Here is a 26,123-nt window from a genome sequence, read left to right on the forward strand (position 1 = left end):
AACAGGCATACTCTGACCGACCACGCTGGAACCGGCAGCCACTGACCGACCCCGCTGGAACCGGCGGCCACCGGAAGAACCATGGTGGAAGCAGTATCCACCGGGAGACCCCACGACAAGCCGCCGGAAGAACACAGGCCCCGCCCCGGTAACCCTCCGTCGCCACCACCCCCGGTAGGTGAGTCTCCGGAGTGGTTCCCCTCCCGAACCGTCCACACCGCCCTCCCAGTCGCTATACCTGCTGGTGGAGCGATCGGGGAGGCAAAGCGATGTTCGGAATCCCAGTCCGGGGCATGATCGTGATCGGGGTAGTCGTAGGCGCGGGTGTCATGTACGCCGCCAACGGCGGCAAGCCGATGGGAGAGGCGGACGCGTCCACCGTGTGCAGGATGACCGTGACAGCAGATGTCCTCAACGTCCGTTCCGGTCCGGCGGACACCCAGCCGATCCTCTCCACCCTCCAGCGCGACGCCGTGACCCGTGCCGAGCGCAAGGTCGAGAACGGGTACCGGATGCTCGACACCGGCCGGTGGGTGCACGAGGAGTTCGTCGCGCCCACCTCCGACAGCGACTGCAAAGCCACCTGATGGTCTGATAGGGGGCATGTTCTCGAACTGGTTCCGCGGCGAGTCCACGGATCTGACGTCGTGCGCGTGCGAGCCGGAGTGGCCGGGCCTGGTCACCGAGGCCTACGGGGAGCCGTTGGAGGCAGTGCCCGCCGAGGCGTCCAGCGTCCTGGTGGGCATGCTCGGTCTGGTCGCCCGCTGCACCGGTTGTTCGGCGCGCTACCCGTACGGCTTCCAGACGGCCGCGCGCGGTTAGGCTCCTCGTGTGCTGACCGTGTCGACCGTGAACGTGAACGGCCTGCGTGCCGCCGCCAAGAAGGGCTACCTGGAGTGGCTGGCCGCCACGGAGGCGGACGTCGTCTGCCTCCAGGAGGTCCGCGCCGAACCGGGCCAGCTCGACGACGAGGTCCGCGAACCCGAGGGCTGGCACGTGGTGCACGCGCACTCGGAGGTCAAGGGCCGCAGCGGGGTGTCGCTGCTCAGCCGGATCGAGCCGGACGCCGTGCGGATCGGGTTCGGCGCCAAGGAGTTCGAGCTGAGCGGCCGGTACGTCGAGATGGAGCTGCCCGGCGTCGTCGTGGCCAGCCTGTACCTGCCCAGCGGTGACGTCGGCACGCCGCGGCAGGACGAGAAGGACCGCTTCATGGCGGAGTTCCTCCCGTACCTGGTCGAGCTGCGCGAGAAGTCCGCCGCCGACGGCCGCGAGGTCGTCGTGTGCGGCGACTGGAACATCGCCCACCGCGAGGCGGACCTGAAGAACTGGAAGACCAACCAGAAGTCCTCCGGTTTCCTCCCCGAGGAACGCGCCTGGATGGACCGCGTCCTCGAAGCCGGCTACGTCGACGTGACCCGCAAGCTCCACCCGGACGCCACCGGCCCGTACACGTGGTGGTCCTACCGCGGCAAGGCGTTCGACGTCAACTCCGGCTGGCGGATCGACTACCACATGGCCACCGAGGGCCTGGCCGACCGCGCGGTGTCCTCGGTCGTCGAACGCGCCGCCACGTACGCCGAACGCTGGTCCGACCACGCCCCCGTGACCGTTCGCTACGAGGACTGACCTACCCGGCCTGCCCGGTTGTCGCAATCCGTACTCCCGAACCCCTAGAAAACGCCCCTCACCTGCGCAAATCTCGTTGCACGACGTCCGGCTCGCGGACATTCGGGCGACATTCACCCGGAGTTCGTGACTCGTCCTCGATCGGCGTGGAACGGTTTGCGCTGGGTGAGAGGGGTGCGTCGATGGGGTCGCTGAGTCGTCGGGACTTCTTCCGGGTTTCCGGGGTCGTGGGTGCCGGGGCGTTGTGGGGGCTGAGGGACGTGCCCGCGTGGGCCGCCACGGCCGGGACGACGTTGGAGGTCGCGGCCACGCCTGTCGGGGCCGCGGGGTACCGGCGGTTGGCGGCCGGGCCTGGGTGGCCTGCTGTGGTGCGGGCGGAGTTGGCGCCCGCCAAGGCCGGAAGGGCTGCGAACCGGACGTCGTTGGCGTGCTTCGTGCAGTTCACCGACATGCACCTCGTCGACGCGCAGAGCCCCGCGCGGTTCGAGTACACGCACCAGTTCATCGGGGCCGGGGCTCATCGGGCGCAGGAGTTGTTCGCGCAGCACACGTCCGCGGCGCTCGTGCGACGGGTGAACAGCCTGCGCGGTGGGCCGTTCACCGGGCGGCCCGTCGACTTCCTCGTGACCACCGGTGACAACACCGACAACCACGAACTCGTCGAGCTGGACTGGTACCTCACGATCCTCAACGGCGGGCGGCTCACGCCGAACACCGGCGACCCCACCCGGTACGAGGGCGTGCAGAACTCCGGCAGCAAGACCTACTGGCAGCCCGAGTCGTCCTTTGTGGACGACTACAAGGCGTTGGGGTTCCCCAGGATCCAGGGCTTGGTGGACGCGGCCATCCGGCCGATCACCAGCCAGGGCCTCACCATCCCGTGGTACTCGACGTTCGGCAACCACGACGACAGCGTCGTCGGGACCCTGCCGGACGGCATCCCGATCATCGACGACCTGTACACCGGCAGCACCAAGATCATGGGGTTCGACGACGCGGGCAACCAGAAGATCGCCCGTGCCATGCAGGACCCCTCACGCGTGCTCGACGCGGCCGCCGTGCTCGGGTCGAACAACGGGTTCGTCCGCACCGTGACGCCCGACCCGCGCCGGAAACCCTTCAGCACGGCCGAGTTCGTCCAGGCGCACCTCGACCCGCGCAACACCGGGCCCGGTCCGGTCGGGCACGGGTTCACCGCCGACAACGCCGACGGCGTGGACGTGTTCTACACGTTCCGCGTCGCGCCGGGCGTGCTCGGCGTCAGCCTGGACACCACGACGCTGGGCGGCTTCTCCGAGGGCTCGATCGGGCTGCGCCAGTACCAGTGGCTGGAGAACGTGCTCAAGCGCGGCAGCTCCCGCTTCTACGACGTGTTCGGCCGCCTCACCACCCAGTCGGTCACGGACGAGCGGTTCGTGCTCTTCAGCCACCACACGAGCACCACCATGACGAACCCGCTGCCGGACCGCCGCCGCCCGCTCGACCTCCGGCTCAACGGCGACGCGCTCGTCTCCCTGCTCCAGCGGTTCCCGAACGTCGTCGCCTGGGTCAACGGCCACACCCACACCAACGCCATCACCCCGCACGGCCACGCCACCCCGGAGCGGGCGTTCTGGGAGATCAACACGGCCGCGCACGTCGACTACCCGCAACACGCACGGGTGATCGAGATCGCGGACAACGGCGACGGGACCCTGTCGCTGTTCACCACCCTGATCGAGGCCGACGCCCCCTACGCGACCGGCTACGACGACTTCTCCGCGACCGGATTGGCTTCACTGGGACGGGAATTCGCCTTCAACGACCGGCACGCCGACGCGGCGAAACTCGGCACGCCGCTCGACCGCAACACCGAGCTGCTGCTCCCGTCCCGCTAGCGCGACACGAGTGCGGCATCTCACTGGATCAGCGGGAAGGAATTTCCACGGCCTAGGGTCGTTGACGTGGCAGTGGACATCTCCCTCAACGCGCCTGAGCCCGTGCCGAGCGCCAGCGCGATGCGACGGGCGCTCCGCCGGGCGAACGACGGGGTCGCGCTCGACGTGACCGAGGCGGCCGTGCTCCTGCACGCCCGCGGTGACGACCTCGAAGAGCTGTTCGGCGCCGCCGGCCGGGTGCGGGACGCGCACCTGCGCGCGGAGGGCCGCGAGGGCGTGGTGACGTACAGCAGGTCGGTGTTCATCCCGCTGACCAGGCTGTGCCGCGACCGCTGCCACTACTGCACGTTCGCGACCGTGCCCGGCAAGCTGCCCGCCGCGTTCCTGGAGCGCGACGAGGTGCTGGAGATCGCCCGCAAGGGCGCGGCGGCCGGGTGCAAGGAAGCGCTGTTCACCCTGGGTGACCGGCCGGAGGACCGGTGGCCCGCCGCGGCGGAGTGGCTGGACGCCCGCGGGTACTCGTCGACGCTCGACTACGTGCGGGCGTGCGCCATCGCGGTGCTGGAGGAGACCGGCCTGCTGCCGCACCTCAACCCCGGCGTGCTGAGCTGGGAGGAGTTGCAGCGGCTCAAGCCCGTCGCGTCCAGCATGGGCATGATGCTGGAGACCACGGCCACGCGGCTGTGGAGCGAGAAGGGCGGCCCGCACTACGGCAGCCCGGACAAGGACCCCGCGGTCCGCCTGCGGGTGCTGACCGACGCGGGCCGGGTGAACGTCCCGTTCACGACCGGCATCCTGATCGGCATCGGCGAGACGATCACCGAGCGCGCCGAGTCGCTGATGGCGATCCGCGGGATCGCCCAGCAGTACGGGCACATCCAGGAAGTGATCATCCAGAACTTCCGCGCCAAGCCGGACACGGCGATGCGCGGACTGCCGGACGCCGACCTGCACGAGCTGGCCGCGACCATCTCGGTCGCCCGCCTGCTCATGCCGTCGACCACCAGCGTCCAGGCGCCGCCGAACCTCGTGGGCGACGAGTTCCCGATGATGCTGCGCGCAGGCGTCGACGACTGGGGCGGCGTCTCGCCGATCACCCCGGATCACGTCAACCCCGAGCGTCCGTGGCCGCACATCGACGACCTGCGCGAGCGCACCGCGGCGGGCGGCTACGACCTGCGCGAGCGCCTCAACGTCTACCCGCGCTACGTCCGCGCGATGGCGGGCCAGTGGATCGACAGCAGGCTCACCGGCCACGTCGCCGCGTTGGCGCAGGCCGACGGGCTCGCAAACGCTTCCGCCGAGGTCGTCGGCCGGGAGTGGCAGGAGCCGGACGGCGGGGTCGACACCTACGGCCGCGCCGACCTGAACACCTCCATCGACACCGAGGGCCGCACCGAGGACCGCCGGAGCGACTTCGAGACCGTCTACGGCGACTGGGGCTCGCTGACGGTCCCCAAGGCCATCTCCCGGCTGCCCGAGGACGTCGGCCGCGCGCTGAGCCTGGCCGCGGACAACCCCGCGGGCGTCCTCGACGACACCGACGCCGCCATGGCGCTGCTCACGGCCGACGGCGACGCCCTGGAGACCATGACCCGCCTGGCCGACGAGCTGCGCGCGAGCGTGGTCGGCCCGGACATCACCTACGTGGTCAACCGCAACATCAACTTCTCCAACGTCTGCTACGTCGGCTGCCGCTTCTGCGCGTTCGCCCAGCGCGAGCGCGACGCGGACGCCTTCCGGCTGTCCACCGACGAGGTCGTGGACCGCGCGCAGGAGGCGTGGGACGCGGGCGCCACCGAGGTCTGCATGCAGGGCGGCATCGACCCGAAGCTGCCGGTCACGTACTACGCCGACGTCGTGCGGGCGATCAAGAAGCGGCTGCCCGGCATGCACGTCCACGCGTTCAGCCCGATGGAGATCGTCAGCGCCGCCGCCAAGGCGGGCGTGAGCGTCCGCGAGTGGCTCCAGGAGCTGAAGGACGCGGGCCTGGACACGATCCCCGGCACGGCCGCCGAGATCCTCGACGACGACGTCCGCTGGGTGCTCACCAAGGGCAAGCTGCCGACCGCCACGTGGCTGGAGGTCGTCGCCACCGCGCACGAGGTCGGCATCCGCTCGTCCTCCACGATGATGTACGGCCACGTGGACCACCCCGGCCACTGGCTGGGCCACTTCCGCACCCTCGCGGCCCTCCAGGACCGCACGGGCGGGCTCACCGAGTTCGTCGGCCTGCCCTTCATCCACCGCAACGCGCCGATCTACCTGGCGGGCGTCGCGCGCCCCGGCCCGTCCCGCCGCGACAACCGCGCGGTGCACGCGTTCGCGCGGCTCGCGCTGCACGGCCGGGTCGACAACGTGCAGGTCTCGTGGGTGAAGCTCGGCGACGAGGGCACCAGCGAGGTCCTCCGCGGCGGGGCCAACGACCTGGGCGGGACGCTCATGGAGGAGACCATCAGCCGCATGGCGGGCTCCGAGCACGGCTCGTCCAGGACGGCCGAGCAGCTCGTCGCCACGGCCGCTCTCGCGGGCCGCACGGCGCGCCAGCGGACTACGACATATGGACGAGTCGAAACTGTGAGGTAGCCCCCACTCGTGGAGCGCGCACCGGCCGCCCGCTAACCTTCGGCCGGTCGCGTTCCACCGAACTGGCGGACGACAATCGCACAACGGTGGTGCCGACGCGACATCCAGGCCACAGAGTTCACCCGAAGCGGTGACGGCTGTCTTCTGAGGAGGCTCGGCAGTGCGCGGTCGCAGTGCGGCTTTGAGTCTGTTCGTCGTATGCCCCACGGCTGTCCTGCTGCTACCGGGCGTCGCCCTGGCAGCGGACGGCTCGGTCGCCCAGAGCGCCTTCGACAGCGCGCTGGCGGGCCCCGTGGGCGTGGGCGCCGTCGCGGTGGGCGTCATCGGTCTGGTCACCGGCTTCCTCCGCCGCCGCAAGGGCGTGGTGGTGTCCGAGCAGAACCAGCGGGTCGTGGCCACCCCTCCCGCGCCGTCGGACGCCCCCAGTTCCGCACCGGCCACCACCCAGGCCTGACGACCCGGCACAATCAGCACCGTGTCGACCGAGAACGCAGCACCCACCAGCCGTCCCCGAGTCCTCTCCGGCATCCAGCCGACCGCGGGCTCGTTCCACCTGGGCAACTACCTGGGCGCGGTGAGGCAGTGGGTGGCCCTGCAGGAGACGCACGACGCCTTCTACTGCGTCGTGGACCTGCACGCCATCACGGTGGAGCAGGACCCGAAGACGCTGCGGCAGAACTCCCGCACCTCGGCGGCGCAGCTGCTCGCGCTGGGCATCGACCCGGACCGCAGCGCCCTGTTCGTCCAGAGCCACGTCCCGGAGCACGCCCAGCTCGGCTGGGTCATGCAGTGCCTCACCGGGTTCGGCGAGGCGGGCAGGATGACCCAGTTCAAGGACAAGTCGGCCAGGCAGACGGCGGACCACGTGGGCGTGGGCCTGTTCACCTACCCGATCCTGCAGGCGGCGGACATCCTGCTCTACCAGGCCCACCACGTCCCGGTCGGCGAGGACCAGCGCCAGCACCTCGAACTCACGCGGGACCTGGCCCAGCGCTTCAACAAGCGCTACGGCAAGACCTTCCGCATCCCCGAGGTCTACATCGTCAAGGACACGGCGAAGATCTTCGACCTCCAGGAACCCACGGCGAAGATGAGCAAGTCGGTGCCCGCGGGCGTGGTCGAGCTGCTGGAGGACCCGAAGCGCTCGGCGAAGAAGTTCCGCTCGGCGGTCACGGACACCGGCCGCGACATCGTCTTCGACCCCGCGGAGAAGCCCGGCGTCAGCAACCTGCTGACCATCTACTCGGCGCTGTCGGGCCGGACGGTCCCCGACCTGGAGGCCGCGTACGAGGGCAAGGGCTACGGCGACCTGAAGAAGGACCTGGGCGAGGTCTTCACCGACTTCGTGACCCCGGTCCAGGCGCAGGTCCAGCAGTACCTCGACGACCCGGCGGAACTCGACAAGATCCTCGCCAGGGGAGCGGAGCGCGCCCGCGAGGTCGCGTCGGTGACCCTCGCCCGCGCCTACGACAAGATCGGCTTCCTCGCCCCGGCCTAGGCGGCACCAACGTGCAGGCGGCCGTAGCTCTGGGTAGCGTCATCCCGTGGCGGAAAGCGAAACAAAACTGGACCGACTCCGACGTCAGCACGCGTGGCTGGACCACATCCTCCGGGCCGCGGCGCGCTACACGGAGAGTTACGGCTCCCACTACGCCGCGGCGGTGACCTACTTCAGCGTGCTGTCGCTGGTCCCGATCCTGATGATCGCTTTCGCCATCGCGGGCATCGTCCTGTCCTCCCAGCCGAATCTCCTCAACGAGTTGAGGATGGCGATACAGGACGCGGTGCCGGGAACCCTGGGCGACACCCTCAACAAGGTCGTCGGGCAGGCCATCGAATCCAAGGGCACGGTCGGCATCCTCGGCCTCTTGGGCGCGGCCTACTCCGGCCTCGGCTGGATGGCCAACCTCAGGGACGCCCTCACCGCCCAGTGGGGCCACCCGAAGGCCGACCTGCCGTTTCTCAAGACCTACCTCAAGGACCTCCTGGCCCTCCTGGGCCTGGGAGCCGCGCTCATCGTGTCCTTCGGCATCACGGCGGCGGGTTCGGGTTTCGCGAACCTCCTCCTCCGCTTCGTGGGCCTGGAGGGCGTCGGCTGGGCCGAGTTCCTGCTCAAGCTGGGCACCATCGTGCTCGGTCTGGCCGCCAACTGGCTCGTGTTCCTCTGGGTCCTCGCGAAGCTCCCCAGGGACCCGGTGACGTGGCGCAGCGCGTTCAAGGGCGCGCTGGCCGCCAGCGTCGGCTTCGAGATCCTCAAGCAGGTGGCCACGATCTACCTGTCGAGCGTCACCAGTTCCCCGGCGGGCGCGGCGTTCGGCCCGGTGATCGGCATCCTGGTGTTCGCGAACCTCGTGGCCCAGTTCCTGCTGTTCATCACCGCGTGGACGGCCACGGCGAAGGACAACATCCCCGAGGAGCCGATCCCGGCCCCGCCCCCGGCGGTCATCCGCCCCACCATCCAGGTCACGGGCCGCCCCAGCACCCGCACCGCAGCCGGACTGGTCGGTGCGGGCCTCCTCGCGGGATTGACGCTCAGGTCCAGAAGACCGCGACAGCCACGTTGACCACGACCAGCCCGGCCAACGCCCTCGGCACCCAGCCGGGGGACGAGGCCTTGCGCGCGTAGACCAGGGCCAGGACCCCGATCACGACGAGCACGAGCAGCTTCACGCCGATCTTGACGTGGTCGTAGTCCTTGCCGGTCAACGGTGACAGCCCGACCAGCGCCACCCCGGTCACCAGCTGGAGCGCGGCGCCGTGCAGCCACCCCTTGTTCAACGGCGCGCCCACTCCCGCGCGGGACTGCAGGAAGAACATCGCGACGAGCATCCCCATGCCGAGCAGGTGCAGGAACACCAGCAGCAGCCGCACGAATTCCACGGGTCGAGCCTCCAGGTGTGGTGGGTTCAGGAACGCGAAGCCCGCCACCCGCGCACGCCGAGCACCCCGATGACCGTGCCGAACGTCAACGACGCCACGACCAGCACGAGGTGCACGGTGAAGAACGCGGTGGCTCCGTCGTTCCACGAACGGGGGTCCTTCCAGATGTTGCGCAGGAAGGTGGGCCAGATCACCCAGGACCACACCCCGAAGGCGAGCAGGAACGCTGACATGCGCCGGGAGAGCTTCACCCGAGCAGTATCGGACGTGGTGGGTGCAAGCCCCCGAACGGGGGTGGATAGCCTGGTCGGGTGCCTTCCACCGTTCGACGGCCCGCCCTTGCCCTGGTTCTGTCCGCTTGCACGCTGATGGCCACCGCAGCACTGGTGTCGCCGATCGGCCACGCGCAACCGGCGAACGCGCAGGCGTCACCGTGTGAGAACCGCCTCAGCCCGCCGCCCCCCGTCGACACGTCCGAGCAGGTCCCGGACGGGACGAAACCCCCGAGCCCGCTGACCGTCCCGGAGACCCCCGTGGGCGGCGACCGCATGGCCGAGTGCGGCCTGGTGCTCCCGCCCAACGCCAAGCCCCTGCCGGACGACCTCACGGCCGCAAGTTGGGTCTTGGCCGACATGAACAGCGGCGCGGTGCTCGCGTCGTTCGACCCGCACGGCAGACAGCGCCCCGCGTCGGTGATGAAGGTGCTCCTGGCCATGGTGGTGGCCAAGGAACTCCCCCTGGACGCGACGGTCGTCGCCACCCAGGAGGACATCGACCAGGAGTGCAGCTGCGTCGGCCTGCGCAACGGCTCCGAGTACACGGTCGAACAGCTCATGCAGGCCCTGCTCATGGCCTCCGGCAACGACGTGGCCCACGCGCTGGCCCGGCGCCTGGGCGGCGTGCCCAGCGCGGTCCGCAAGATGAACGCCTTGGCGGCGGAACTCGGCGCGCTGGACACCCGCGCCATCACCCCGTCCGGCTTGGACGCCCCCGGCACCAGCACCTCGGCCTACGACGTGGCGGTGATCTTCCGCGCGGCGATGAAGTACCCGGACTTCGCCAAGGCCATCAACACCCCGCAGATCAACTTCCCGGCCCAGAGCGGCAAGGGCACGATCAAGGTCGTCAACGACAACCGCCTCCTCGGCACCTACGAGGGTGCGTTGGGCGGCCGGACCGGCTTCACCGACGACGCCCTGCACACCTACGTGGGCGCGGCCGAGCGCAACGGGAAGAAGCTCGTCGTCGCCCTGCTGCGCGGCCAGGAGCAACCGGTCCCCATCACCCAGCAGGCCATGAGCCTGCTCGACTACGGCTTCGCCCTCCAGGGCGACGCCAGCGTCGGCAAGCTGGTCGACGGGGCACCGCAGACGAAGAAGAAGACCACCGAGGCCAAGCCCACGGAGACCAGCGCGGCTCCCGGAGCCCCGAACGGCAACACCACGAACAAGGCGGACGGCGACAAGACCCCGATGGAGGCCGCGTTCGGCAACGTCGGCCTGCCCATCACCGCCGTCGCCGCGCTGGGTGTGCTGCTGGGCCTGCTGATGTACGTCAGGGGCCTGCGGGCCAAGAAGGCCCGTGCCCGCCGGGCCGCCGAGCAAGAGGCGAAACTGGCCCAACTGGGCCTGTGAGCGGAGGAGAGGCCCCCACCCGGATCCGGGTGGGGGCCTCTTCGTCGGATCAGGTCGCGTAGACCTCCAGTTCGTTCACCCGCACGAACCCCGGCTGGTTGGTGGGCCCGCTGCGCGCCAGCACCCGGACGAGCCGGGTGGAGCGGTCGGCGAACGTCACCGTGGCGCTGGGGCTGGTGTTGCCCCGCACCGAGGCCACCGTCAGGTACGTGACCCCGTTCCACACCTGGACGTCGAAGTCGCGGATCGGGTAGCTCGCGGTCGTGTAGACCACCGCCCGCCGCACGGTCTTCGTGACCCCGAAGTCGACCTGCACCCACTCGGGGGTGGTGGGCGGGAAGGTGCCCGCCGCGTTGGCCCAGCTGTAGGCCGCGCCGAGCGCGGTGTCGCGCTTGCAGTCGTTCACCCTGGACGCCGAGTACCCGGTGTACGTGCTGGACGCGGAGGCGGTCGACCCGCAGGCGAGGTTGTCGTTGCCCGTCCCGCCCTCACCGCCCTGGCCGCACACGTTCATCTCGACGGACCCGGTGCTGTACGTCGTGCTGGTGGGCTCGTCGAACATGACCACGGTGTTGCCCGCGTCGTCGTCCCGCGCCGACCACTTGACGTTGACGCCGAGCTCCACCCCGTAGATCGGGATCTTCACGCCGACCGTGATCTCCGGTCCGCCGTCCTCCTCGAACCACTGGTAGGCCAGCACGTCGCCCCACACCGCCCGGTCCCACGTCGTCACGAACACCTCGGAGTTCTGCCAGGACTCGATGTTCTTCTTCTTGACGCTGGGGAACACGATCTTGCGCATGGTCGCCCCGGCCGAGGTGATCACCAGCGCGCGCATCTCGCGCTTGCCCTCGAAGAGGCCGCCGAACGACTTCTTGTCCTTCAGCCGCCAGCGCTGGAGGTACTCCTGGCTCTTGTTGTTGCGCAGGCCGGTCGGGTTGCACGTCACGCCCGCGGCGGACACCTCGCCGGCGGGCTTGGCGTAAAGCACCGGCAGGCCACTGGTGCCGCCGCTGGAGGGGTCGGGCTCGTCGGCCGACAGCACCCACACCTCCTGCGTGGCCGCGACCGACTCGGTGACCGGCACCGTCGTGTTCACCACCTGCCCGGAGGCGTTGAGCACGTAGCCCGCCGTGCTCTCCGCGCTCTCGTCGGCGGGCGCCACGGCGACCACGACCGTGCTGCCGGTCGGCAGGCCCTCGTCCAGGTTGGGGATGTAGATCTGCGGGAAGTAGGTGTAGCCGTTGATGATCCCCAACGACGGGAGCGCGTTCTTGAACGCGATCCACTTCGGGTCGGAGGTGCTGACGATCCCCGACTCCTCGGCCTCCTGCCAGACGGTCAGCAGCAGGGCGTTGGTGTCGCCGTCGGTCTGCCTGGCGGCGATGTTGCGCACCAGCGACCTGATCTGGCTGTCGGCGGCGATCCCGAGCACCGGTGCGACGAGCGCCTGCATCCGTTGCGAGATCAGGACGTCGTCGTTGGTGGGTCCCACGGCGGCGGCCGTCGGGGTGGTGGTCTTCTCCGGTGCGGCGGCGGATGCCTGGCCGGTGGCGGTGGAGCAGAGGAGCAGCGCGCCGAGCAGCACGGCGATGCCTCTCCGGCGGGGCACGCGGGATGACTGGTTCATCGGTTCCTTTCGCAGGGTGAGCAAGCGCTTTCCGATTGAGGGCGGAAAGCGCCGGCGGAACGCGGGATCGCGCTCCGGGCAAGGGTTTCCGCTGTCGCGGAGGGGCGCGCGGTCAGTACGCTTCAGGCGTGGTCGCGCGGCGGGACGTGGAACGCAGGACGGTGGGCGAGCTGGACGAGGTGCTCCGCGCCGGACCGCCCACCGAGGACCTGTTCCGGGAGAGCGGGCGCGTGCTCACGGCGGCGCTCGGGTTCGACGCGGTGTGCTGGCACCTCAACGACCCGGTCACCGGACTGGTGAGCACGGTGCAGTCCGACGAGCTGGACCTGCGCGGGTTCGCGCTGGCCATCGAGCTGGCGACCGCGTTCGACGACGTGACGACGTTCGACAAGATCCGCGGGTCCGGCGAGCTCGCGGACACGATCAGCCGGGCCACCGGCGGCAGGCCGCAGGTCAGCGTCCGGTACCGGGAGCAGTTGCGGCCGCTGGGCTACGGCGACGAGCTGCGGGCCAACTTCGACGCGCAGGGCGGGTTGTGGGGCTGCGCGGCGTTCATGCGGGACGAGGGGCGCGGCCACTTCCGGCCGGAGGAGCTGCGGCTGGCCCGCGTCGCGGCCCGGCGCATCGGGGTGGCGCTGCGGGACCTGCACGTCCCCGACGAGCGGTCGGGCGCGGAACCCGCCACCCTGCCCGCGGTGGCGGTGCTGGGGCCGGACAACGCGCTGGTGGCCGTCGACGAGGGCGCCGAGTCGGTGATCGCCGACCTGACGGCCGGTGCGACGGTGCGCGGCGCGCCCGCGCCGTTCCTCGTGGTGGCGCACCGCGCTCGCCAGGGGCTGCCCGCCAAGACGAGGGTGCGCACCAGCACGGGCACCTGGCTGGTGGCCCACGCGTCGCTGCTGGAGCGGCGCGCGGACGGCCCGGTCGCGGTGGTCGTCACCGAGGCCACGCCCGCCGAGTTGGTCCCCGTGGCGCTGGTGTCCTACGGGCTGACCACCAGGGAGCAAGAAGTGGCGCTGCACGCCGTGCGCGGGCACACCACCGCCCGGATCGCGCGGCTGCTCGGCATGGCACAGGTGACCGTGCAGGACCACCTGAAGTCCATCTTCGACAAGACCGGCACCCGCAGCCGTCGCGAACTCGTCGCCCACCTGATCACGGCGAACCTCACCCAGAACCGATAACCGCATGTCCCGCCCCCGAGCAGAGCCGTTATGTGAGTTCGGCTCAACTTAACGAGGGCCTCACGCGGGTCGATATCCCACGTTTCTGGGGGGTGTCCGGCACGCCCCACGACACGACGAAGCCCCCGCCCGGAGACCGGACGGGGGCTTCGTCGTGAGCGGTGGGGATCAGACGCGCTTGAACAGCAGCGCGCGCTTCACCTCCTGGATCGCCTTGGTGACCTGGATGCCGCGGGGGCACGCGTCGGTGCAGTTGAAGGTCGTGCGGCAGCGCCACACGCCCTCCTTGTCGCTGAGGATGTCCAGCCGCTCCTCGGCGCCCTCGTCGCGGCTGTCGAAGATGAACCGGTGCGCGTTCACGATCGCGGCGGGCCCGAAGTACGAGCCGTCCGACCAGTACACCGGGCACGACGTGGTGCAGCAGGCGCACAGGATGCACTTGGTGGTGTCGTCGAACCGCTCGCGGTCCGCCGCCGACTGCAACCGCTCCCGCGTGGGCTCGGGGGAGTAGTTGATCAGGTACGGCTGCACGGCGCGGAACGCCTCGAAGAACGGCTCCATGTCGACCAGCAGGTCCTTGTGGACCGGCAGGCCCTTGATGGGCTCGATGGTGATCGTGGTCGGCTTGCCGCCCGCGGACAGCAGGTCCTTCAGCAGCACCTTGCACGCCAACCGGTTCACGCCGTTGATGCGCATGGCGTCCGAGCCGCAGATGCCGTGCGCGCACGACCGGCGGAACGTCAGGGTGCCGTCCAGGTACCACTTCACGTAGTGCAGCAGGTTCAGCACGCGGTCCGACGGGAGGGCCGGGATCTCGAAGGAGTCCCAGCGCGGCTCGTCGTCGAACTCGGTGTTGAACCGGCGGATCTTCACCGTGACGGTGATGGCGCCCTCGGGAACGGGCGGCTCGGAGCCCTTGGACCCCGAAGCGGTCGTTTCAGCGGTAGACGCGGTCATCAGTACTTGCGCTCCATCGGCTGGTACCGGGTAAAGGTCACGGGCTTGTAGTCGAGCCGGATGTCGGCGGACAGCGCCTCACCCTGCTTGTAGTACATGCTGTGGCGCATGAAGTTCGTGTCGTCGCGGGTCGGGTAGTCCTCGCGGGCGTGGCCGCCGCGCGACTCCTTCCGCGCCAGCGCGCCCACGACCAGCACCTCGGCCAGCTCCAGCAGGAACCCGAGCTCCACGGCTTCCAGCAGGTCCGTGTTGAAGCGCTTGCCCTTGTCCTGCACGGTGATCCGCGCGTAGCGCTCCTTGAGCGCCTGCACGTCGTGCAGCGCCTGCTTCAACGTGTCCTCGGTGCGGTACACCGACGCGTTCGCGTCCATGGTGGCCTGCAACGCGATCCGGATGTCCGCGACCCGCTCGTGCCCGTGCTCGGAGAGCACCAGCGCGACCTGCGCCTCGACGGCGGCGGCCGGGTTCTCCGGCAGGTCGATGTGGTCGTGGGCCAGCGCGTACTCCGCGGCGGCGATGCCCGCGCGGCGGCCGAACACGTTGATGTCCAACAGGGAGTTGGTGCCAAGGCGGTTCGCGCCGTGCACCGAGACGCACGCGCACTCGCCCGCCGCGTACAGGCCGGGGACGACGTGGTCGTTGTCCCGCAGCACCTCGCCGTGGACGTTGGTCGGGATGCCGCCCATGGCGTAGTGCGCCGTCGGGTACACCGGGACCGGCTCGGTCACCGGGTCGACCGCGAGGTACGTGCGGGCGAACTCGGTGATGTCCGGGAGCTTCGTCTCCAGGACCTCCGCGCCGAGGTGCGTGCAGTCCAGCAGCACGTAGTCCTTGTTCGGCCCCGCGCCGCGGCCCTCCAGCACCTCCAGCGCCATCGAGCGGGCGACGATGTCGCGCGGCGCCAGGTCCTTGATGGTCGGCGCGTACCGCTCCATGAACCGCTCGCCGTCGGCGTTGCGCAGGATCGCGCCCTCGCCGCGCGCGCCCTCGGTGAGGAGGATGCCCAGGCCCGCCAGGCCGGTCGGGTGGAACTGGTAGAACTCCATGTCCTCCAGCGGCAGGCCCTTGCGGAACACGATGCCCATGCCGTCGCCGGTCAGGGTGTGCGCGTTCGACGTGGTCTTGAAGACCTTGCCGAAGCCGCCGGTCGCGAAGACCACGGACTTGGCCTGGAACACGTGGATCTCGCCGGTCGCGAGCTCGTAGGCGACGGCGCCGGTGCACACCGGGCCGTCGGCCGTCTCGGTCAGGCAGATGTCGAGCACGTAGAACTCGTTGAAGAACTCGATGCCGTGCTTGACGCAGTTCTGGTACAGCGTCTGGAGGATCATGTGACCGGTGCGGTCGGCCGCGTAGCAGGCCCGGCGCACGGCGGCCTCGCCGTGGTTGCGGGTGTGCCCGCCGAAGCGCCGCTGGTCGATCTTGCCCTCGGGCGTCCGGTTGAACGGCAGGCCCATCTTCTCCAGGTCGAGGACCGCGTCGATGGCCTCCTTCGCCATGATCTCGGCGGCGTCCTGGTCGACCAGGTAGTCACCGCCCTTGATCGTGTCGAAGGTGTGCCACTCCCAGTTGTCCTCTTCGACGTTCGCGAGCGCGGCGCACATGCCGCCCTGCGCCGCGCCGGTGTGCGACCTGGTCGGGTACAGCTTGGTCAGCACCGCGGTGCGGGCGCGCTGACCGGACTCGATGGCCGCGCGCATACCCGCGCCGCCCGCACCGATGATCACTACGTCGTACTTGTGGAACTGCATTTCACGTTCTCCCGCAGCGCGTCAGTCGGTGATGTTCGGGTCGAAGGTGAAGATCACGAACGTGCCGAGGGAAATGATCAACACCATCGAGACGTAGAGCAGGATCTTCAGCCAGAACCGGGTGGCGTCCTTGCGGGCGTAGTCGTTGATCACCGTGCGGAGGCCGTTGCCCCCGTGGATCTGCGCGAGCCACAGCATCGCCAGGTCCCAGAACTGCCAGAACGGCGACGCCCAGCGACCGGCCACGAAGCCGAAGTTGATGCGGTGCACGCCGCCGTCGAGGATGTTCATGATGAACAGGTGGCCGAGCACCAGCACCACGAGCGCGAGGCCCGAGATGCGCATGAACAGCCAGCTGTAGAGCTCGAAGTTGCTGCGGCGGGCGGCGGGCCTGCGCGGCGCGCGGGGCTTGGCCAGGCCGAGTGCGTTCGTCATCACTTGCCCCCGAACAGGTCGGACAGGGTCCGCTCGAGCATGAAGTAGGCGCCGGGCACCATCACGACGACCCAGACGGCCAGCGTGGTCCAGAGCATGACGCGCTGGAAGCGCGGGCCCTTCTCCCAGAAGTCGACGAGCATGATCCGGATGCCGTTGAGCGCGTGGAACAGCACCGCGCCGACGAGCCCGAGCTCCATGAGGTTGACGAACGGGTTCTTGTAGATGTCGATGACCGCGTCGTAGGTCTGCGGCGACACCCGGACGAGAGCCGTGTCGATCACGTGCGCGAACAGGAAGAAGAACGTGAGGACACCGGTGATGCGGTGGGCGACCCATGACCACATGCCCAGATCGCCGCGGTACAGCGTGCCGCCCCCTCGGGAGGTGCCCTCCCGCTCAGTCGCGGTGGTACTGGCCATGCGCAACGGCCTCCAACGTCAGTGGTGGTTGGTCTGTGAGCTCAACTATTGAGAAAGACCTTGACCATCGGATGCTAGACCTGTGAACACGAACAGACCCAACGGCCGCACCCGCTCTGTGATCGATGGAACACGCAGTCGTTCTTCTGGGTGACCTGGATCGATCCGTACGCCTGGGACGTTCACGAACGGGAATCCGACGACCCCGGAAACGGGCGCGGCGGCCGGTACCCCGCCAGGTCCCGACCGCCGCTTGGCGCGCGCGTGCCACCCACTGCACGCACCGCGGCCCCGATCGGTTCGCGCGGGTTTCCCGATCGGGTCACGGGCCGGGGCCCCGGCGGGCGGCTTCGGTGGCGGATTTCCACAGTTGACCTTCGGCGGGAGCCCCCGAACGCCGGATCGAGTGCTTCCTGGCCACACCCAGAGACGGCCGGGTTACGTCGAGTGGCGAACGATGTCGATCGCATCAACGATTAGGTCACGTGCGGACCTGAGTGTCTCCTGTGGCCGTTACCAGGGGGTACGGTTCGCCACTCGGAAGGCCCGACGGCGTCGTTGTCGGGAATGTCTGCTCGGGTGAGCAGGGAGGGAGACGAGCCGTGCGTCGTCGAATGCGGGGCATCGCGGTTGCCGCGATCGCGCTGACCAGCGTCATGTCGATGGCAGCGTGTGCCAAGGACTCTGGCAGCACCACCAGCAGCGGAGGGTCCAGCGGGACCTCCGCCAGCGGCTGCAAGCTGGCCGACAAGCCTCCGGCCGCCGCCGCGAGCAGCAGCACCGCGGGCAGCGCCGACAAGGTGGACGGCAGCGCGCTCAAGGTCGGCCTGGCCTACGACATCGGTGGCCGCGGCGACGCGTCGTTCAACGACTCCGCCGCCGCCGGTCTGGACAAGGCCAAGACGGAGCTGGGCCTCAAGGCCGACGCCGTCAAGGAGCTGACCGCGGCCCCGAACGAGGCCGAGGACGCCAAGCAGACCCGTCTGCGCCAGCTCGCGACCGAGGGCTACAACCCGATCGTGGCCGTGGGCTTCGCCTACGCCGAGTCGCTGAAGGTCGTCGCGCCGCAGTTCCCGGACGTCAAGTTCGCGATCGTGGACGGCGCCGTGGACGGCGCGACCAACGTGACGCCGCTGGTGTTCGCGGAGGAGCAGGGCTCGTTCCTCGTCGGCGTCATCGCCGCGTACCAGAGCAAGGCCTGCCACGTCGGCTTCGTGGGCGGCGTGGAGATCCCGCTGATCCAGAAGTTCGAGGCGGGCTACGCGCAGGGCGCCAAGGCCGCCGCGCCGGACATCAAGATCGAGAAGAAGTACCTGACCCCGGCCGGTGACTTCACCGGGTTCCAGGACCCGGCCAAGGGCCAGGTCGTGGGCCAGGGCCAGATCGAGGCGGGCGCGGACGTGCTCTACCACGCCTCGGGCGCTTCCGGTAAGGGCGTCTTCGCCGCGGCCAAGGCGGGCAACGTCAAGGCCATCGGCGTCGACTCCGACCAGTACAACCAGGCCACGGTCGCCGAGTCCAAGGACGTGATCATCTCGTCCATGCTCAAGCGCGTCGACGTCGCGGTCTTCGACTTCGTCAAGGCCGTCGCGAAGAAGGACCTGGCGAGCCTGCCGAAGGTGTTCGACCTCAAGGTCGACGGTGTCGGCTACGCCACCTCCGGTGGCAAGATCGACGCCGACCTGGCCGCGGTCCTCGAGGGCTACAAGGCCCAGATCATCGCAGGCAAGATCACGGTCTCGGACAAGCCGAGCAGCTGACCTCCGACTGCCGGTCGTGCTGGGCCCCGCGAGAACCCTCTCGTGGGGCCCAGCACGTCGTAATGGGAGTTTTCCACGATGAGCAGTGCAACCCCTGCCGACCTGCCCGCGGCCATCGGTGACCCCGAAGGCCCGCCCGCGGTCGTGCTGTCCGGCATCACCAAGCGCTTTCCGGGCGTCGTCGCCAACAGCGACGTCCACCTGAGCGTGCGGGTCGGCGAGGTCCACGCCCTGTGCGGTGAGAACGGCGCGGGCAAGTCGACCCTGATGAAGATCCTCTACGGGATGCAGCAACCCGACGAGGGCACCATCGACGTGGCCGGTGACCGGGTCCACTTCCGCACGCCCGCCGACGCGATCAAGGTCGGGATCGGCATGGTGCACCAGCACTTCATGCTGGCCGACAACCTGACCGTGCAGGAGAACGTCGTGCTCGGCGCGGAAGCGCTGCACGGCATCGGCGGCAAGGCGCGCAAGCGGATCCTCGAACTGGCGGGTCGGACCGGCCTGAGCGTGGACCCCGGCGTGCTGGTGGAGCGGCTCGGCGTCGCCGACCGGCAGCGCGTGGAGATCCTCAAGGTGCTGTACCGCGGCGCCAAGGTGATCATCCTCGACGAGCCGACCGCGGTCCTCGTGCCGCAGGAGGTGGACGAGCTGTTCGCCACCCTGCGCGGCATGCAGGAGCAGGGCTTCACGTTCCTCTTCATCTCGCACAAGCTGGACGAGGTGCGCGCGATCGCCGACTCCGTGACGGTCATCCGCCGCGGCACGACGGTCGGCACCGCCGACCCGAAGTCCGTCAGCTCCCGCCAGCTCGCGGAGATGATGGTCGGCTCGGAGCTGCCCAGCCCGGAGACCAGGGAGTCCACGGTCACCGACCGCGAGGTGCTCCGCGTCGAGAGGCTCGCGCTGGTGGCGCAGGAGGGCACCCGGCCGGTGCTCGACGGCATCGACCTCGTGGTCCGCTCCGGCGAGGTCGTCGGCATCGCGGGCGTCGAGGGCAACGGGCAGACCGAGCTGGTCGAGACGATCATGGGGATGCGCAAGGCGTCCTCGGGCCGCGTCGCCCTCGTCGACGCCGAGGGCGTGTCGAAGGACCTGACCAAGCTGGGCACGCTCGCCCGGCGCGAGGCGGGCATCGGGTACATCCCCGAGGACCGCCACCGCCAGGGCCTGCTGCTCACGCAACCGCTGTGGGCCAACCGGATCCTGGGCTACCAGACCCGCAAGCCCACCGCCAAGGGCGCCTGGCTCGACATCGCGGGCGCCAAGCAGGACACCCAGCGGATCGTGGACGAGTTCGACGTCCGCACGCCGGGCATCGACGTGGCCGCCGCCGCGCTGTCCGGTGGCAACCAGCAGAAGCTGGTCGTCGGCCGAGAGCTGTCCGGCGACCCCGTGCTGCTCATCGCGTCGCACCCCACCCGCGGCGTGGACGTGGGCGCGCAGGCGCTGATCTGGGACGAGATCAAGCGCGCGCGGGCCGCGGGCCTGGCCGTGCTGCTGATCTCCGCCGACCTGGACGAGCTGATCGGCCTGTCCGACACGATCAAGGTGATGCTGCGCGGCAGGCTCGTGGCCGACGCGGATCCCAACACCGTCACCCCGGAAGACCTCGGCAGCGCGATGACCGGTGCGGGCAGCACCAGTGACGCCGTCGCCGAGCTCGCCGTCGAGACTGAGGAAGGCGAGCGCTGATGGGCAAGGTGCGCGGCAATCTGCTTCCGCCTGCGCTGGCGATCCTGTTCTCCGCGCTGCTCTGCGGGATCGCGCTGGTCGTGTCCGGGGCGAACCCCCTGACGGCGTTCGGCGCGATGGTCTCGCAGGTCGGCGAGGGCACGACCGCGGTGGACATCGTCAACAGCACCGGCGTGTACTACATCGCGGCGCTCGCCGTCGCGATCGGCTTCCAGATGAACCTGTTCAACATCGGCGTCGAGGGCCAGTACCGGGTCGCCGCGGTCGTCGCGGCCGTGTTCGGCGGCTCGGTGGCGCTGCCGCCCGGCATCCACGCGCTGGCGATCATCCTGGTCGCCGCCGTCGCGGGCGCGCTGTGGGCCGCGATCCCGGCGATCCTCAAGGTGACGCGCGGCGTCAACGAGGTCATCTCCACGATCATGATGAACGGACTGGCGCTCGGCCTGGCCGCGTACCTGATCCGCGGCGACGTGTTCGGCGAGTTGCGGGGCAACAACATCCGCACGCCGGAGATCCCGTCGTCGGGTTGGGTCCCCGGCATCTCGCTCGGCGGGTCCGGCACCATCTTCGGCCTGGTGTTCCTCGCCGCGGCGCTGGGCATCGGCTACTGGGTGATGATGAACCGCACGCGCTTCGGCTTCGAGCTGCGCGCGTCGGGCGAGTCGTCCACGGCCGCGGCCGCCGGCGGTGTGAGCGCGAAGAAGATGGTCTTGGTCGCGATGCTGCTCTCCGGGGCCATCGCGGGCCTGGTGTCGATGCCCGAGATCCTCGGCCGCGACCACACGTACAACCTGAACTTCCCGGCGGGCATCGGCTTCTCCGGCATCGCGGTCGCGCTGCTCGGCCGCAACCACCCCGGCGGCATCGCGTTCGGCGCGCTGCTCTGGGCGTTCCTGGACAAGTCGGGCCTCGCGCTGGACAACGTGGGCGTGTCGAGGGAGATCGTGACGATCATGCAGGGTGCGATCGTGCTGTCCGTCGTGGTCGCCTACGAGGTCGTCCGCCGCTACGAGCTGGCCGCCGAACAACGGCGCGTCGGCCGACAGCTCGGCACCGTCGAGCCCGTGGGAGGTGCGGCATGACCGCCCTGGTCGAAGCCCCGCTGACGTCGATCCCGCCGCAGCGCAAGAAGACGCTGCCCGGCTGGGCGCTCGGCATGATCGCGATGGCCGGCGCCATCGTGCTGCTGTCCACCACCTCGTACCTGACCGGCGTGCCGCAGCTGACGTCGTCGGGCACCATCCAGACCGCCGTCCGGCTGGCGCTGCCGATCCTGCTCGCGGGCCTCGGCGGCCTGTGGGCGGAACGCGCGGGCGTCGTGAACATCGGCCTCGAAGGCATGATGATCATGGGCACGTGGGGCGCGGCGTGGGCAGGCTACCAGTGGGGCCCGTGGGCCGCGCTGATCGCCGCCGCCGTGTTCGGCGCGCTCGGCGGCCTGCTGCACGCCATCGCCACGGTGACGTTCGGCGTCAACCACATCGTCTCCGGTGTGGCGATCAACCTGCTCGGCGCGGGCCTGACGAAGTACCTGTCGACGCTGATCTTCTTCCCGATCTCGCACAACCCGCGCGAGTCCCCGGCCGTGCCGAAGTTCGACACGTACTCGGCCGGTGGCCTGTCCGACTGGCTCAAGACGCTGGAGGACGAGCAGCGGGTGGCCATCTCCGACGTCGCGGGCATCCTGCGCGGGCTGATCACCGGCGTCTCGCCGTTGACGATGCTGGCGGTCGTGTTCGTGATCGGCAGCTACCTGGTGCTGTGGCGGACGCGGTTCGGCCTGCGGCTGCGGTCGTGCGGCGAGAACCCGGCCGCCGCGGAGTCTCTGGGCGTCAACGTGTACCTCTACAAGTACGCGGCCGTGGTCATGTCCGGCGCGCTCGCGGGCATCGGCGGCGCGGCGCTCGTGCTGAACCCCGGCAACCCCGGTTACCTCGAGGGCCAGACCAACGGCCGCGGCTTCATCGGCCTCGCGGCGATGATCTTCGGCAACTGGCGGCCCGGTGGCCTGCTCGGCGGCGCGGCGCTGTTCGGCTACGCCGACGGGTTGCAGCTGCGCAGCGGCGGCAAGACGTTCCTCGCGCTGGTCTACGGCGCGGTGCTGCTGCTCGCCGTCATCGTGATCTGGCAGCTCATCCGGCGGCGCTGGTTCGCCGCCGCGGCCGGGATCGTGGCCGCGGGCCTGCTGTACGGCGTGTACTACACCGTCGACGAGGTGCCGAGCGAACTGACCGCGTACGCGCCGCACCTGGTCACCCTGGTCGTGCTCGCCGTTGCCTCGCAACGGTTGCGCATGCCCGCGGCCGATGGCGTGGTGTACCGCCGTGGTTGATTGGGCGGTGTTGCGGGAGAAGGCGATCGAGGCCGCGCAGAACGCGTACTGCCCGTACTCCGGCCTCCAGGTCGGGTCGGCGGCGCTGTGCGACGACGGCCGGATCGTGGTCGGCTGCAACGTGGAGAACGCCGCGTACGGGGTCGCCCTGTGCGCGGAGTGCACCATGGCCGGCCAGTTGCGGCTGACGGGCGGCGGGCGCTTCGTCGCCGTAGCCTGCCGGAGCGGCAGCGGTGACCTGCTGATGCCGTGCGGACGCTGCCGTCAGGTGCTGTTCGAGCTGGGCGGACCCGAGTGCCTGGTCGACACGCCGCGCGGCGCGCTGCCGATGAGCGACGTGCTGCCCGACGCGTTCGGGCCGGAGGACCTGCCATGAGCTTCAGCGCGGTCGACGTGATCCGGGCCAAGCGGGACGGTCACCGGCTCACCGACGAGCAGATCGACTGGGTGGTCGACGCGTACACGCACGGCGTGGTCGCGGACGAGCAGATGTCGGCGCTCGCGATGGCGATCTTCCTCAACGGGATGGTCTCGTCGGAGACCGCGCGGTGGACCAGGGCGATGGTGCTGTCCGGCGACCGGCTGTCGTTGGACGTGGACCGGCCGACCGTGGACAAGCACTCGACCGGTGGTGTGGGCGACAAGATCACGCTGCCGCTCGCGCCGCTGGTCGCGGCGTGCGGGGCGGCGGTGCCGCAGCTGTCCGGGCGGGGCTTGGGGCACACCGGCGGGACGCTGGACAAGCTGGAGTCGATTCCGGGGTGGCGGGCCTCGCTGTCGCTGGACGAGATCGCGGCGCAGTTGTCGTCGGTTGGTGCGGTGGTGTGCGCGGCGACCGAGGGGTTGGCCCCGGCGGACCGGAAGCTGTACGCGTTGCGGGATGTGACGGCGACGGTCGAGGCTGTGCCGTTGATCGCGAGTTCGATCATGAGCAAGAAGATCGCCGAAGGTGCCGAGGCGTTGGTGCTGGACGTGAAGGTCGGGTCTGGGGCGTTCATGAAGACGCTCCCGCAGGCTCGGGAGCTCGCCGAGGCGCTGGTGTCGATCGGCGTGGACCACGGGCTGAAGATCAGCGCGCTGCTGACGGACATGTCGGTGCCGTTGGGGCGCGCGGTCGGGAACGCCGTGGAGGTCGCCGAGTCGGTGGAGGTGCTGCGCGGCGGCGGCCCGGCTGACGTCGTGGAGCTGACCGTAGCGCTGGCTCGGGAGATGCTGTCGTTGGCGGGGATCACGGTCGATCCGGCCGAGGTGCTGGCGTCGGGTGCGGCGTACGAGGTGTGGGAGCGGATGATCCGCGCCCAGGGCGGTGATCCGGACGCGCCGTTGCCCGTTGGGCGGCACAAGCACGTGGTCACGGCCGTCTCGGATGGTGTTCTGTCCACTTTGGACGCCTATGCGGTGGGGGTCGCCGCGTGGCGGCTCGGAGCCGGGCGGGCCCGCAAGGAGGACCCGGTGCAGGCGGGGGCCGGGGTGTTGTGCCTGGCCAAGCCAGGGGATCGGGTGGTCGCGGGGCAGCCTTTGTTGGAACTTCGCACCGATACACCCGACGTCGTGCCCTACGCTCTGGAAGCGCTGGAGGGCGGGTACGCGGTCACCGACTCCGCCGCCGTGCCCGGACCGCTGGTGATCGACACCATTCGAGGCTGACGTGGTTTCCCTGAGCACCGAATCCCGCCGTGCTCGCACGGCGCTCCGCTACGGCTCCGCCGCACTGGTGCTGGGGGCCGTCCTGACGGTCGTCGGTGCGGTCGGCGCGGTGGCCGTCCTCGTGATCGGGCTGGTGCTGGTGGTGGCCGGAGCGGTCGCCGTCGTGCTCGCCAGACGGGCGTTGAAGGCCCGGAAGAAGGCCGAGGAGGCGCGGCAGGAGTGGGGGGCCACCGTGACCCCCTACCTGCGGCGGTGGCCGATGCCCCGGGCGCGGGCCGCTTCCGATGTCGAGTTCGGGGTGACGCGGACGCGGCACACCGAAGACTACAACCCTTATGTGGCACGGGGTGTCGACCGGTCGCTCCGGTTCGCTTTGGGGGCGCGGAAGTTCGTGCTCGTGAAGGGGGAGGCGAAGGCTGGGCGGTCGCGGACGTTGGCGGAGGCGGTGCGGCACGCCTGTCCGGAAGCGCCGTTGGTGATTCCTCGGGATGTTCGGGCTGTGGCGGAGTTGGCCGGGCTTGAGTCCGGGGTGCCGGTGGAGAACGCGGTGGTGCTTCTTGGGGAGTTGACGGCTACCGATTTGGAGCACCTGACGCCGTCGGTGTTGGAGTTCTGGGCGTCGCGGGCGGTGTTGGTGGGGACTGTCACCGAGGCGGAAGTGCAGAGGACCGGGGCTGAGGTGGGGGTTGCCGGGCGGATGGCGTTGGCTGCCGCGACGGTGGTGGAGTTGCCGTTCTTGTTGAGCGAGTCGGAGTTGGCTGCGGCTCGGGATGATTTTTCTGAGGGGCCGTCGTTTCCGGATGACAGCGGGATTGGTGCGGTGTTGGTTGGCGGGGCCGAGTTGGTTCGTCGGCTGCGGCAGGGGCGGCGGGATAGTCCTGCTGGGCAGGCTATTGCTCGGGCTGCTGTGGATGCGCGGATCGCTGGGTTGAGGCGGCCTATTACCGAGCCTGAGTTGGTGCGGTTGTTCCCGAAGTACCTGGAGCGGGTCACCGTGGGGGTGGAGCCCACCGAGGACGTTTTCACCGCTGGGTTGGAGTGGGCGTTGTCGCCTATTTCCTCTGAGGTGGCGTTGTTGCGGCGGGTTACGGGTGGGTTTGCTGTGCTGGATTATGTGGTGGCTGCTGAGTCTTCTGTTGCTCTGCCTGAGGATGCTGGGGCGGATTTGTTGGCTCTGACGTCCGTGGCTGATGCTTACGGGATTGGGCACGCGGCTTACTTCGCTGGGCGGATGGAGTTGGCTCGGGAGGCGTTTCGGCGGGGGATGGAGCATGCGGAGTCGTTGCCCGCTGCTGCTTACTCGTTGGGGGCGTTGTTGGTGGAGCAGGATGATGCCGCTGGGGCTGAGCGGGTTTATCGGCTTGCTGCGGAGTCCGGGCATCCTGTGTACGCGGGGAGTGCTTCGGTGTCGTTGGGGGAGTTGTTGTTGAAGCAGGACAAGGCTGAGGAAGCTGTTGTTCTGTTCAAGCAGGTGCTGGTGGGGGCTGGGGCTGGGCGGGCTCGGGTGTTGCACGGGTTGGGGCGGGCTTTGGCTGCTGTGGGGGATGAGGCTGGGGCTCGGGAGGTTTATCTCGAGGCTGCTTCTTGTGACAATCCGGATGTCGTTGCTTGGGCCAAGGGGGCGTTGGGGGGCTGAACCCCGGTTGCGCTAATTATCCCACCCTCTTTCGCTTTGTCAAGGCTGGAAAGACGCCTTGACAAAGC

At 69.7% G+C, this 26,123-nt stretch carries 24 protein-coding genes; 17 read left to right on the forward strand and 7 right to left on the reverse strand.

Going from position 1 to position 26,123, the window contains the following annotated elements; genetic code table 11:
- The first annotated feature begins 269 nt into the window (after window positions 1–269).
- From ACFWW9_RS37325 to yhjD, 8 genes are all read left to right on the forward strand, one after another.
- Window positions 270–587, forward strand: coding sequence for an SH3 domain-containing protein (locus ACFWW9_RS37325; RefSeq protein WP_390387118.1), 318 nt, complete (start codon window positions 270–272; stop codon window positions 585–587).
- A gap of 16 nt (window positions 588–603) precedes the next feature.
- Window positions 604–822 carry a hypothetical protein gene (locus ACFWW9_RS37330; protein WP_390387119.1) on the forward strand — a complete coding sequence of 73 codons (219 nt, stop codon included), beginning with the start codon at window positions 604–606 and terminating at the stop codon, window positions 820–822.
- A 9-nt stretch (window positions 823–831) separates the two neighbouring features.
- Window positions 832–1,626, forward strand: coding sequence for an exodeoxyribonuclease III (locus ACFWW9_RS37335; protein ID WP_390387120.1), 795 nt, complete (start codon window positions 832–834; stop codon window positions 1,624–1,626).
- 182 nt (window positions 1,627–1,808) lie between these two features.
- The gene (locus ACFWW9_RS37340) at window positions 1,809–3,503 is read left to right on the forward strand and encodes a TIGR03767 family metallophosphoesterase (protein ID WP_390387122.1); all 1,695 of its coding nucleotides are present in this window, start codon (window positions 1,809–1,811) and stop codon (window positions 3,501–3,503) included.
- Between the two features lie 66 nt (window positions 3,504–3,569).
- On the forward strand, window positions 3,570–6,089 hold the full coding sequence (locus ACFWW9_RS37345) for a bifunctional FO biosynthesis protein CofGH (protein WP_390387123.1): 2,520 nt from the start codon (window positions 3,570–3,572) through the stop codon (window positions 6,087–6,089).
- 160 nt (window positions 6,090–6,249) lie between these two features.
- Complete coding sequence (locus ACFWW9_RS37350; RefSeq protein WP_390387124.1) at window positions 6,250–6,543, forward strand: hypothetical protein; 294 nt, start codon at window positions 6,250–6,252, stop codon at window positions 6,541–6,543.
- Window positions 6,544–6,564: 21 nt separating this feature from the next.
- The gene (trpS, locus tag ACFWW9_RS37355; protein ID WP_390387125.1) at window positions 6,565–7,587 is read left to right on the forward strand and encodes a tryptophan--tRNA ligase; all 1,023 of its coding nucleotides are present in this window, start codon (window positions 6,565–6,567) and stop codon (window positions 7,585–7,587) included.
- 46 nt (window positions 7,588–7,633) lie between these two features.
- Window positions 7,634–8,653, forward strand: coding sequence for an inner membrane protein YhjD (yhjD, locus tag ACFWW9_RS37360; protein WP_390387126.1), 1,020 nt, complete (start codon window positions 7,634–7,636; stop codon window positions 8,651–8,653).
- On the opposite strand, the gene ACFWW9_RS37365 is transcribed toward yhjD, so the two are convergent.
- A complete protein-coding gene (locus ACFWW9_RS37365; RefSeq protein ID WP_390387127.1) occupies window positions 8,622–8,969 on the reverse strand; it encodes a hypothetical protein in 348 nt (115 codons plus the stop codon). The two genes, yhjD and ACFWW9_RS37365, sit on opposite strands and share 32 nt — an antisense overlap.
- 26 nt (window positions 8,970–8,995) lie before the next feature.
- Window positions 8,996–9,220: an SCO4848 family membrane protein gene (locus ACFWW9_RS37370; protein WP_390387129.1), complete on the reverse strand. Its 225-nt coding sequence runs from the start codon at window positions 9,218–9,220 to the stop codon at window positions 8,996–8,998.
- Between the two features lie 117 nt (window positions 9,221–9,337).
- On the opposite strand from ACFWW9_RS37370, the gene ACFWW9_RS37375 reads away from it, so the two are divergent.
- On the forward strand, window positions 9,338–10,603 hold the full coding sequence (locus tag ACFWW9_RS37375) for a D-alanyl-D-alanine carboxypeptidase family protein (protein WP_390387130.1): 1,266 nt from the start codon (window positions 9,338–9,340) through the stop codon (window positions 10,601–10,603).
- A gap of 49 nt (window positions 10,604–10,652) precedes the next feature.
- On the opposite strand, the gene ACFWW9_RS37380 is transcribed toward ACFWW9_RS37375, so the two are convergent.
- Entirely contained in the window at window positions 10,653–12,233 is a 1,581-nt protein-coding gene (locus tag ACFWW9_RS37380; RefSeq protein WP_390387131.1) for a discoidin domain-containing protein, read from the reverse strand.
- A 128-nt stretch (window positions 12,234–12,361) separates the two neighbouring features.
- Here ACFWW9_RS37380 and ACFWW9_RS37385 point away from each other — a divergent pair, with 128 nt between their 5' ends.
- The gene (locus tag ACFWW9_RS37385) at window positions 12,362–13,417 is read left to right on the forward strand and encodes a response regulator transcription factor (RefSeq protein ID WP_390387133.1); all 1,056 of its coding nucleotides are present in this window, start codon (window positions 12,362–12,364) and stop codon (window positions 13,415–13,417) included.
- A 168-nt stretch (window positions 13,418–13,585) separates the two neighbouring features.
- Here the strand turns inward: ACFWW9_RS37385 and ACFWW9_RS37390 are convergent, their stop codons facing one another.
- The 4 genes from ACFWW9_RS37390 to sdhC are packed head-to-tail and all read right to left on the reverse strand — an operon-like array spanning window position 13,586 to window position 16,982.
- Complete coding sequence (locus tag ACFWW9_RS37390) at window positions 13,586–14,374, reverse strand: succinate dehydrogenase iron-sulfur subunit (RefSeq protein ID WP_390387135.1); 789 nt, start codon at window positions 14,372–14,374, stop codon at window positions 13,586–13,588.
- Window positions 14,374–16,125, reverse strand: coding sequence for a succinate dehydrogenase flavoprotein subunit (gene sdhA / locus ACFWW9_RS37395; RefSeq protein ID WP_390387136.1), 1,752 nt, complete (start codon window positions 16,123–16,125; stop codon window positions 14,374–14,376). Before sdhA ends, ACFWW9_RS37390 begins: the two co-directional genes overlap by 1 nt.
- A gap of 21 nt (window positions 16,126–16,146) precedes the next feature.
- Window positions 16,147–16,560: a succinate dehydrogenase hydrophobic membrane anchor subunit gene (locus tag ACFWW9_RS37400; RefSeq protein WP_390387137.1), complete on the reverse strand. Its 414-nt coding sequence runs from the start codon at window positions 16,558–16,560 to the stop codon at window positions 16,147–16,149.
- Entirely contained in the window at window positions 16,560–16,982 is a 423-nt protein-coding gene (gene sdhC, locus ACFWW9_RS37405; protein ID WP_390387138.1) for a succinate dehydrogenase, cytochrome b556 subunit, read from the reverse strand. Before sdhC ends, ACFWW9_RS37400 begins: the two co-directional genes overlap by 1 nt.
- Window positions 16,983–17,596: 614 nt before the next feature.
- Here sdhC and ACFWW9_RS37410 point away from each other — a divergent pair.
- The 7 genes from ACFWW9_RS37410 (at window position 17,597) to ACFWW9_RS37440 (ending at window position 26,055) form a co-directional block, all read left to right on the forward strand.
- Window positions 17,597–18,742, forward strand: coding sequence for a BMP family protein (locus ACFWW9_RS37410; protein ID WP_390387147.1), 1,146 nt, complete (start codon window positions 17,597–17,599; stop codon window positions 18,740–18,742).
- A gap of 78 nt (window positions 18,743–18,820) precedes the next feature.
- Complete coding sequence (locus ACFWW9_RS37415; protein ID WP_390387139.1) at window positions 18,821–20,440, forward strand: ABC transporter ATP-binding protein; 1,620 nt, start codon at window positions 18,821–18,823, stop codon at window positions 20,438–20,440.
- Entirely contained in the window at window positions 20,440–21,522 is a 1,083-nt protein-coding gene (locus tag ACFWW9_RS37420; RefSeq protein WP_390387140.1) for an ABC transporter permease, read from the forward strand. Before ACFWW9_RS37415 ends, ACFWW9_RS37420 begins: the two co-directional genes overlap by 1 nt.
- Window positions 21,519–22,772 (forward strand): ABC transporter permease, encoded by a 1,254-nt coding sequence (locus ACFWW9_RS37425; protein ID WP_390387141.1) that lies wholly within the window; start codon window positions 21,519–21,521, stop codon window positions 22,770–22,772. The genes ACFWW9_RS37420 and ACFWW9_RS37425 overlap by 4 nt, the downstream gene beginning before the upstream one ends.
- Window positions 22,747–23,148: a cytidine deaminase gene (locus ACFWW9_RS37430; protein WP_390387143.1), complete on the forward strand. Its 402-nt coding sequence runs from the start codon at window positions 22,747–22,749 to the stop codon at window positions 23,146–23,148. Before ACFWW9_RS37425 ends, ACFWW9_RS37430 begins: the two co-directional genes overlap by 26 nt.
- The gene (locus tag ACFWW9_RS37435) at window positions 23,145–24,419 is read left to right on the forward strand and encodes a thymidine phosphorylase (protein WP_390387144.1); all 1,275 of its coding nucleotides are present in this window, start codon (window positions 23,145–23,147) and stop codon (window positions 24,417–24,419) included. The genes ACFWW9_RS37430 and ACFWW9_RS37435 overlap by 4 nt, the downstream gene beginning before the upstream one ends.
- 109 nt (window positions 24,420–24,528) lie before the next feature.
- Complete coding sequence (locus tag ACFWW9_RS37440) at window positions 24,529–26,055, forward strand: hypothetical protein (protein WP_390387146.1); 1,527 nt, start codon at window positions 24,529–24,531, stop codon at window positions 26,053–26,055.
- Window positions 26,056–26,123: the final 68 nt, after the last annotated feature.

The sequence above is a fragment of the Umezawaea sp. NPDC059074 genome (genome assembly GCF_042738955.1).
GTDB lineage: Bacteria > Actinomycetota > Actinomycetes > Mycobacteriales > Pseudonocardiaceae > Umezawaea.